Annotated in this window: 10 protein-coding genes; all 10 read left to right on the top strand. The window is 41.6% G+C overall.

Annotated features, from left to right (window positions below; all coding sequences use genetic code 11):
- Nucleotides 1-1708, top strand: a 1708-nt coding sequence (locus QMQ21_RS17575; RefSeq protein ID WP_261814887.1) for an ABC transporter ATP-binding protein, incomplete at its 5' end; no start/stop codon positions are given.
- 95 nt (nucleotides 1709-1803) lie between these two features.
- Complete coding sequence (locus QMQ21_RS17570) at nucleotides 1804-2307, top strand: phosphatase PAP2 family protein (protein WP_261814886.1); 504 nt, start codon at nucleotides 1804-1806, stop codon at nucleotides 2305-2307.
- 113 nt (nucleotides 2308-2420) lie between these two features.
- Nucleotides 2421-2867 (top strand): LytTR family DNA-binding domain-containing protein, encoded by a 447-nt coding sequence (locus QMQ21_RS17565; protein WP_261814885.1) that lies wholly within the window; start codon nucleotides 2421-2423, stop codon nucleotides 2865-2867.
- A gap of 4 nt (nucleotides 2868-2871) precedes the next feature.
- Entirely contained in the window at nucleotides 2872-3546 is a 675-nt protein-coding gene (locus QMQ21_RS17560) for a LiaF transmembrane domain-containing protein (protein ID WP_261814884.1), read from the top strand.
- 105 nt (nucleotides 3547-3651) lie between these two features.
- On the top strand, nucleotides 3652-3840 hold the full coding sequence (gene rpmB, locus QMQ21_RS17555) for a 50S ribosomal protein L28 (protein WP_001140948.1): 189 nt from the start codon (nucleotides 3652-3654) through the stop codon (nucleotides 3838-3840).
- 155 nt (nucleotides 3841-3995) lie between these two features.
- Nucleotides 3996-4361 (top strand): Asp23/Gls24 family envelope stress response protein, encoded by a 366-nt coding sequence (locus QMQ21_RS17550; RefSeq protein ID WP_000216437.1) that lies wholly within the window; start codon nucleotides 3996-3998, stop codon nucleotides 4359-4361.
- A gap of 2 nt (nucleotides 4362-4363) precedes the next feature.
- Nucleotides 4364-6031 carry a DAK2 domain-containing protein gene (locus QMQ21_RS17545; RefSeq protein ID WP_261017487.1) on the top strand — a complete coding sequence of 556 codons (1668 nt, stop codon included), beginning with the start codon at nucleotides 4364-4366 and terminating at the stop codon, nucleotides 6029-6031.
- A gap of 200 nt (nucleotides 6032-6231) precedes the next feature.
- Nucleotides 6232-7932, top strand: a complete 1701-nt coding sequence (locus QMQ21_RS17540) for an acetolactate synthase large subunit (protein ID WP_023946707.1) — start codon at nucleotides 6232-6234, stop codon at nucleotides 7930-7932.
- Complete coding sequence (gene ilvN, locus QMQ21_RS17535) at nucleotides 7925-8401, top strand: acetolactate synthase small subunit (RefSeq protein WP_001253803.1); 477 nt, start codon at nucleotides 7925-7927, stop codon at nucleotides 8399-8401. Before QMQ21_RS17540 ends, ilvN begins: the two co-directional genes overlap by 8 nt.
- Before the next feature lie 216 nt (nucleotides 8402-8617).
- Nucleotides 8618-9640, top strand: a complete 1023-nt coding sequence (gene ilvC, locus QMQ21_RS17530; protein WP_000290683.1) for a ketol-acid reductoisomerase — start codon at nucleotides 8618-8620, stop codon at nucleotides 9638-9640.
- Nucleotides 9641-9642: the final 2 nt, after the last annotated feature.

Below are 9642 nucleotides of genomic sequence, written 5' to 3'. Positions count from 1 at the left end.
TCTCCAGTTTGCCCTTCTAATCGCCTTTCTAGCAACAATCTTATCCAATATCATTACTGTATATGGTCCAACTCGCATCAAGGAAATGACTAATATTATTGCCAGTGGTCTGGAAACAAGTGTGGATGTCGCGGCGGTTGCAGCTATTGGTGGTTTTTTGGCCGTGATTTATGTGATCGGACTTCTATCAAATTATTTGCAGGCCTTTCTGTTTACAACAGCTATTCAACGTTTTTCAGAGCGTTTGAGAAGAGCGATTGCAGAGAAAATCAATAGCCTACCATTGGGATATTTTGATGGGCACTCTCAGGGGGATACTTTGTCTCGTGTAACCAATGATGTTGACACTGCAGCCCAGTCCCTGAATCAAAGTCTGGGAACAGTTCTTTCATCTAGTTTACTGGTCGTGGCAGTCTTGGTAACCATGTTTGGGATGAACTGGATTTTAGCCTTGGTGACGGTTGTTTCAACCCTTATTGGTTTTGTTTTCGTGTCCGTCTTTATGGGCAAATCCCAGGGCTTCTTTAAGAGTCAGCAACAAGATTTGGCAGCTGTCAATGGCTATGTGGAGGAAATGTACTCTGGCCATAATGTGGTGACCAGTTATAATGCCATCGAAAGTACGAAAGAAGAATTTGCGAAATTAAACCATCGTCTGTATGACAGTATCTGGAAATCTCAGTTTATTTCAGGGATTATGATGCCGATTATGATGTTTATTGGGAACTTTAGCTATGCCTTGGTGATTATCGTTGGTGCAGCCTTGGCCTTAAATGGACACATCAGTATCGGGATTATAGTTGCCTTTATGGCCTACGTTCGTATCTTTTCTCAGCCTCTTTCACAAATCGCCCAAGGGATTACTAGTCTTCAGCAGGCTAGTGCAGCCATGGGACGCGTCTTCGAATTCCTAGCTGAAGAGGAAATGGAAGACGAATCCCATAAAGAAAGACAATTGAGCGATATGAAAGGTCAAGTAGTCTTTGATCGAGTCTCCTTTGGTTATACACCTGATCGGACTATCATCCACGATTTTTCTGCGACGGCTCATGCAGGTCAAAAGGTTGCCATTGTCGGACCGACTGGGGCTGGTAAGACAACTATTGTCAATCTTTTGATGAAGTTCTATGAGATTGATAAGGGAAGTATCCGTATCGATGGTGTGGATACCAAGGATATGAAGCGTTCGGAAGTACACGATGCCTTTTCAATGGTCTTGCAGGATACTTGGCTCTTTGAAGGAACCATTCGCGACAATCTTATCTATAACCAAGAGGGGATTAGTGATGAGCGCGTGATTGAAGCCAGCAAGGCTGTAGGGATTCACCACTTTATCATGACACTACCAGATGGTTACGATACCGTCTTGGATGATACAGTGACCTTGTCTGTCGGACAAAAACAACTCTTGACTATCGCTCGTGCTTTGCTGAAAGATGCGCCACTCCTAATCCTAGATGAGGCGACTTCTTCTGTTGATACCCGTACAGAGGAATTGATTCAGAAAGCCATGGATCGTTTGATGGAGGGAAGAACTTCCTTTGTCATCGCCCACCGCTTGTCAACTATCCGAAATGCTGATCTGATTCTTGTCATGAAAGATGGCAATATCATTGAGCAAGGCAATCATGATGAGCTAATGGCACAAGGAGGCTTCTACGCTGACCTTTATAACAGTCAATTTAAAGAAGACGAAGCAGAAGAATAAATCGAAAGAAGGCTTGACGGTCTTCTTTTTCTGCACTATACTAGAAGACAAGTGCTTCCCTATAAGCAAAATTTGAGTAAGTGATGAGAAAATATATGAAAAATTATCAAGAATGGTATGGCCACGTTGCTAGTAACATTAAAAATAAGCCCTTTCTTCTGAGCTTGTTAAGAACTTTCAATCGGTTCATGACGGTGGTTATGCCTATGATTTATCTAACCTTGTTAGCAACTACCTATCTCCAACAAGGACTTGGGAAACAGGTCGGAATCTATTTGTTTATCCCTGCATCAGGTTTTGTGATTTTATCCTTTCTTCGTAAGAAAATCAATGCCCCTAGGCCTTATGAGGAATGGGATATTAAACCTTTGCTTGACAGAGATAGCCTTGGTCAGTCTATGCCCAGTCGTCATGTCTTTTCAGCAACCATTATCTCCATGGCTTGCTTACATGCTAGTTTATCTGTAGGGGTTATCTTGTTGGTCTTGTCAGCTTTCCTCGGTCTAGTAAGAGTCTTAGGGGGAGTGCATTATCCCAAGGATGTAGTAGTTGGTTATATTTGTGGCCTTGCGTGGGGTATGCTTTTCTTTCTATTTTGAATTGTAAGTTAAGGTGGTCCTACAACCACTTACGGGTCTAAAGTAACCACTTGCTTTTTTGCTCTTGTTTTCTTATTTTGGCTTTGATATAGTAGAGTCAGAAAGGAGATGGAATGAAGTTACGAATCGAAATTGACAGCAATTTAGAGGAAACTGAAATTGTCATCAAGGCAGCGGCTTTGACAGATGAGATTGCGGATTTACAGCGCCTCTTGCAAGAATCCAAGTCTCCTCGGTTGATTTTTTACAAGGGGACGGGTGAATATTATCTGGACTTGTCGGAAATTCTTTTCTTTGAAACAGAGGGGAACAAGATTTACGCCCATACCCAGAAAGATGCCTACGAGGTTCGACTTAAACTCTATGAGTTAGAGTCTATCCTGCCCCGTTATTTCAGTCGAGTATCCAAGTCGACCATTGCTAATATTCGGCAAGTTTACTCGGTGGACAAGTCCTTTTCAGGAACGGGCACCATTTCCTTTTATCAAACCCACAAGGAGATTCATGTCTCACGGCATTACCAATCCCTCCTAAAAGAAAATCTAAGAAACATGAGGTAAGAACATGAAAAAGAAAGCATTTGGTATTGTGTTGCTAGTATTGGCAGCTTTAATATTATTACAAGGAAATTTTGGAATCCCTTCATTCGGTGGGCAAATTTGGCCCTTGCTTGGTATTGCATTTTTTGCCTATCAATCAGTTGGAGCTTTGTTGCATCGTCACTTAACTTCAGCCTCTTTTACAGCTCTAGTAGCCTTAATGATTGCTAACCACTTTTATGGCATTTTACCAATTCCCAATCAGTCATTGTTCTGGGCAAGTATTTTAATCGTAATGGGTGTCAGCGCACTCACTCATTCTAACAGAACTTGGAATGGGAAAAAATGGTGGTATGATGGTAAAAAGACCATTCTTACAGATAAGGAAGTTGCTTTTGGGACTGGAACTTTCTACAAGCAAGAGCAAGAATTGGTAGAAGATCAAGTAGAAGTTGGTTTTGGCAATGCCAAGATTTATTATGACAATGCAGAGATGTTGGGAGATAGCGCAACCTTGAAGATAGAAGTCGGTTTTGGGAATGCAGTTATCTATGTTCCTCAACATTGGGGAGTTGATTTAAAGGTAGAAACTTTCTGTGGCGTAGCCAAGGCAGATACTCCTCTAGCCCCAACCAGCAAAACCTTGATTATCCGTGGAGATGTGGCCTTTGGGAAGTTGGGAATTGTCTACGTTAAATAAAAAAATCTTCCAATTCCCTTGCAAAAATGAAGAAAGTGTGATAACATAGTACAGTATGTGGTGCTAGCACATCCGCTATATTAGATCTAATAGGAGGAAAACACAATGGCTAAAGTATGTTACTTTACAGGTCGTAAGACTGTATCAGGAAACAACCGTTCACACGCGATGAACCAAACAAAACGTGCCGTAAAACCAAACCTTCAAAAAGTTACTGTTCTTATCGATGGTAAACCTAAAAAAGTTTGGGCTTCAGCTCGTGCTTTGAAATCAGGTAAAGTTGAACGCGTTTAATAATAAAAGTAAGGAGACCTTAGGGTCTTTTTTCTTTTACTGTAGGTATAAAATCATTTGAAAAATAGAGTAAATATCCGCTGATACAGTATTCTGCTTTTACACTTGGGCTGAAATATGATAAAATAGAGTATCAACTAGTTGAGGTAAAAAGGATGACTGTAAAAATTAATACAAAAGATGGTCAAATCGAACTAACAGATGAAGTGATTGCAACCGTCGTAGGTGGAGCAGCAACTGAAATTTTTGGTGTGGTCGGTATGGCTAGTAAAAATGCCCTCAAAGATAATTTCCAAGCCCTTCTAGGTAAGGAAAATTATTCCAAAGGTGTCGTCGTAAAAGCGGCCGAAGATGGCAGTATTGCAGTTGATGTATATACCGTGTTGAGCTACGGAACAAAGATTAGCGAAGTGTCAAAAAACATTCAAGAGCGTGTTCGATTTAGTTTGGAAAACCAACTTGGAATTACCGCTCAGACTGTAAATGTCTACATTCAAAATATCAAAGTTGTAGGAGAATAACCGTGTCAAAAATTACTACTAGCCTATTTCAAGAAATGGTGCAGGCTGCATCAACTCGTTTGAATAAGCAAGCTGAATATGTCAATTCATTAAACGTCTTTCCAGTTCCAGATGGAGATACTGGAACAAACATGGGAATGACCATTGAAAATGGTGCTAAGGAAGTTGCAGACAAACCAGCTTCTACAGTTGGAGAGGTAGCGAGCATTCTTGCCAAAGGTCTTTTGATGGGCGCGCGTGGGAACTCAGGCGTTATTACGTCTCAGCTTTTCCGTGGATTTTCACAAGCCATCAAAGATAAAGACGAGTTAACAGGTCAAGACTTGGCCCTTGCCTTCCAATCAGGTGTGGAAGTTGCCTATAAGGCCGTTATGAAACCAGTTGAAGGAACGATTTTGACAGTTTCGCGTGGAGCTGCTATCGGTGCTAAGAAAAAGGCTGAGCAAACAGATGATGCTGTTGAGGTAATGCGTGCAGCCTTGGAAGGTGCTAAAACCGCTCTAGCTAAAACGCCAGATATGCTTCCAGTCTTGAAGGAAGTTGGCGTTGTGGATTCAGGTGGTCAAGGACTGGTCTTCATCTACGAAGGTTTCCTTTCAGCCCTTACTGGTGAATATATTGCATCTGAGGACTTTGTAGCGACTCCTGCCAACATGAGTGAAATGATCAATGCAGAGCACCATAAGTCTGTAGCTGGTCACGTAGCGACTGAGGACATCACGTTTGGTTACTGTACCGAAATCATGGTAGCTCTTAAGCAAGGTCCAACCTATGCCAAAGACTTTGACTACGACGAATTCCGTAACTACTTGAATGAACTTGGAGACTCTCTCCTTGTTGTCAATGATGATGAAATCGTCAAAGTCCATGTCCATACAGAAGATCCAGGACTTGTTATGCAAGAAGGTCTCAAATATGGTAGCTTGGTCAAGGTAAAAGTTGACAATATGCGCAACCAACACGAAGCGCAGGTTGAAAAAGAAGCTGCTCAAGTTAGCAAGCCTGTTGAAGAAAAAGAATATGCTTTGATTGCTGTGGTGGCTGGTAAAGGTCTAGCAAATATCTTCCGTTCCCAAGGTGTGGATTATGTTATCGAGGGCGGTCAAACCATGAACCCTTCAACAGAAGACTTTATCAAGGCTGTTGAACAGGTTAACGCTCGTAATATTATCTTCTTGCCAAACAATAAAAATATCTTCATGGCAGCTCAATCTGCAGCAGAAGTTTTGGAACAACCAGCAGTAGTGGTAGAAGCTCGTACTCTTCCTCAAGGTTTGACAAGTCTTCTTGCCTTTGATCCAAGCAAGTCCATCGAAGAAAACCAAGAGCGTATGACAGCTGCTCTTAGCGATGTCGTTAGTGGAAGCGTCACAACAGCTGTGCGTGATACAACCATTGATGGCTTAGAAATCCATGAAAACGATAATCTAGGTATGGTGGATGGGAAAATCCTCGTGTCAAACCCTGATATGCACCAAACCTTGACAGAAACCTTGAAACATATGTTGGATGAAGATAGTGAAATTGTAACCTTCTATGTCGGTGAAGACGGAAGCGAAGAACTTGCCAATGAAATTGCCCAAGAAATCGCAGAAGAATTCGAAGATGTTGAAGTCGAGATTCATCAAGGTCAACAACCTGTTTACCCATACCTATTCAGTGTGGAATAAGATTAATGAAGAACTGAGAAATCAGTTCTTTTTTCTTTTTTAGTAAATGAAATCGGTATCTTTTTAATAAAAACAAAAATAACATTCATAAATAAACGTTAAAATAGAAAATTCAGAAAATTTCTTCTTTTCTCTTGAAAAATTTTGAAAAAATGGTATGATAGTAACAAGTTATTTTTAAGAGAAGAGAAAGGGGAACAATGGAGAAAATCAGTTTAGAATCTCCTAAGACGGGGTCGGACCTAGTTTTGGAAACACTTCGTGATTTAGGAATTGATACCATCTTTGGTTATCCTGGTGGTGCAGTCTTGCCTTTTTATGATGCGATATATAATTTTAAAGGCATTCGCCACATTCTAGGACGCCATGAGCAAGGTTGTCTGCATGAAGCTGAAGGTTATGCCAAATCAACTGGAAAGTTGGGTGTTGCCGTCGTCACTAGCGGACCGGGAGCAACAAATGCCATTACAGGGATTGCGGATGCCATGAGCGACAGTGTTCCCCTTTTGGTCTTTACAGGACAGGTTGCGCGAGCAGGGATTGGGAAGGATGCCTTTCAGGAGGCAGACATCGTGGGAATTACCATGCCAATCACTAAGTACAATTACCAAGTTCGTGAGACGGCAGATATTCCGCGTATCATTACGGAAGCTGTCCATATCGCAACTACAGGTCGACCAGGGCCAGTCGTAATTGACCTACCTAAAGATGTATCTGCTTTGGAAACAGAATTCATTTATTCACCAGAAGTGAACCTACCAAGCTATCAGCCGACTCTTGAGCCGAATGATATGCAAATCAAGAAAATTTTGAAGCAATTATCCAAGGCTAAAAAGCCAGTCTTGTTAGCTGGTGGTGGAATTAGTTATGCTGAAGCTGCTGCGGAACTAAATGAATTTGCAGAGCGATATCAAATTCCAGTGGTAACCAGTCTTTTGGGGCAAGGTACGATTGCAACGAGTCATCCACTCTTCCTTGGAATGGGAGGCATGCACGGGTCATTTGCAGCTAATATTGCCATGACGGAAGCGGACTTTATGATTAGTATTGGTTGTCGTTTCGATGACCGCTTGACGGGGAATCCTAAGACCTTCGCTAAGAATGCTAAGGTTGCTCATATTGATATTGACCCAGCCGAGATTGGCAAGATTATCAGTGCAGATATTCCTGTAGTTGGAGATGCTAAGAAAGCTTTGCAAATGTTGCTGGCTGAACCGACAGTTCATAACAATACTGAGAAATGGATTGAGAAAGTCACTAAAGACAAGAACCGCGTTCGTTCTTACGATAAGAAAGAGCGTGTAGTTCAACCGCAAGCTGTTATTGAACGAATTGGTGAATTAACTAACGGAGATGCTATTGTGGTAACAGACGTTGGTCAACACCAAATGTGGACAGCTCAGTATTATCCCTACCAAAATGAACGTCAGTTAGTGACTTCAGGTGGTTTGGGAACGATGGGATTTGGAATTCCAGCAGCAATCGGAGCTAAAATTGCTAATCCAGATAAGGAAGTAGTCTTGTTTGTTGGGGATGGCGGTTTCCAAATGACTAACCAGGAATTGGCTATTTTGAACATTTACAAGGTGCCAATCAAGGTGGTTATGCTGAACAACCACTCGCTTGGAATGGTTCGCCAGTGGCAGGAATCCTTCTATGAAGGTAGAACATCTGAGTCTGTCTTTGATACCCTTCCTGATTTCCAACTGATGGCACAGGCTTACGGCATTAAAAACTATAAGTTTGACAATCCTGAGACCTTGGCTCAAGACCTTGAAGTCATCACTGAGGATGTTCCTATGCTAATCGAGGTAGATATTTCTCGTAAGGAGCAGGTGTTGCCAATGGTGCCAGCTGGTAAGAGTAATCATGAGATGTTGGGGGTGAAGTTCCATGCGTAGAATGTTAACAGCAAAACTACAAAATCGTTCAGGAGTCCTCAATCGCTTTACCGGTGTCCTGTCTCGCCGTCAGGTTAATATCGAAAGCATTTCTGTTGGAGCAACAGAAGATCCGAATGTATCGCGTATCACCATTATTATTGATGTGGCTTCACATGATGAGGTGGAGCAAATCATCAAGCAACTCAATCGTCAAATTGATGTGATTCGCATTCGTGATATTACAGACAAGCCTCATTTGGAGCGCGAGGTGATTTTGGTTAAGATGTCAGCACCAGCTGAGAAGCGAGCTGAGATTCTGGCCATTATTCAACCTTTCCGTGCAACAGTGGTAGACGTAGCGCCAAGCTCGATTACCATTCAAATGACAGGAAATGCTGAAAAGAGTGAAGCTCTATTGCGAGTCATTCGACCATACGGTATTCGCAATATTGCTCGAACTGGTGCAACTGGATTTACCCGCGATTAATACTCTTCGAAAATCTCTTCAAATCACGTCAGCTTTGCCTTGCCGTAGGTATATGTTACTGACTCCGTCAGTCTTATTTACAACCTCAAAGCAGTGCTTTGAGCAGACTGCGGCTAGCTTTCTAATTTGCTCTTTGATTTTCATTGAGTATAAAAATATTTTAAATTTGTTAAACCAGCCTAAAAGGCAATAAATAATAGAAAAGAGAGAAAAACTATGGCAGTTCAAATGGAATACGAAAAAGATGTTAAAGTAGCAGCACTTGACGGTAAAAAAATCGCCGTTATCGGTTATGGTTCACAAGGACATGCGCATGCTCAAAACTTGCGTGACTCAGGTCGCGATGTCATCATCGGTGTACGTCCAGGTAAATCTTTTGACAAAGCAAAAGAAGATGGATTTGACACTTACACAGTAGCAGAAGCAACTAAATTGGCTGACGTTATCATGATTTTGGCACCAGACGAAATCCAACAAGAATTGTACGAAGCAGAAATCGCTCCAAACTTGGAAGCTGGAAATGCAGTTGGGTTTGCCCATGGTTTCAACATCCACTTTGAATTTATCAAAGTTCCTGCAGATGTAGATGTCTTCATGTGTGCTCCTAAAGGACCAGGACACTTGGTACGTCGTACTTATGAAGAAGGATTTGGTGTTCCAGCTCTTTATGCAGTTTACCAAGATGCAACAGGAAATGCGAAAAACATTGCTATGGACTGGTGTAAAGGTGTTGGAGCAGCTCGTGTAGGTCTTCTTGAAACAACTTACAAAGAAGAAACTGAAGAAGATTTGTTTGGTGAACAAGCTGTACTTTGCGGTGGTTTGACTGCCCTTATCGAAGCTGGTTTCGAAGTCTTGACAGAAGCAGGCTACGCCCCAGAATTGGCTTACTTTGAAGTTCTTCACGAAATGAAATTGATCGTTGACTTGATCTACGAAGGTGGATTCAAGAAAATGCGTCAATCTATTTCAAACACTGCTGAATACGGTGACTATGTATCAGGTCCACGTGTAATCACTGAACAAGTAAAAGAAAATATGAAGGCTGTCTTGGCAGATATCCAAAATGGTAAATTTGCAAATGACTTTGTAAATGACTATAAAGCTGGACGTCCAAAATTGACTGCTTACCGTGAACAAGCAGCTAACCTTGAAATTGAAAAAGTTGGTGCAGAATTGCGTAAAGCAATGCCATTCGTTGGTAAAAACGACGATGATGCATTCAAAATCTATAACTAATT

The organism is Streptococcus bouchesdurhonensis (assembly GCF_948472335.1).
Note: the sequence above shows the minus strand (reverse complement) of the source record. Positions and strands in the feature narration are given on the sequence as shown.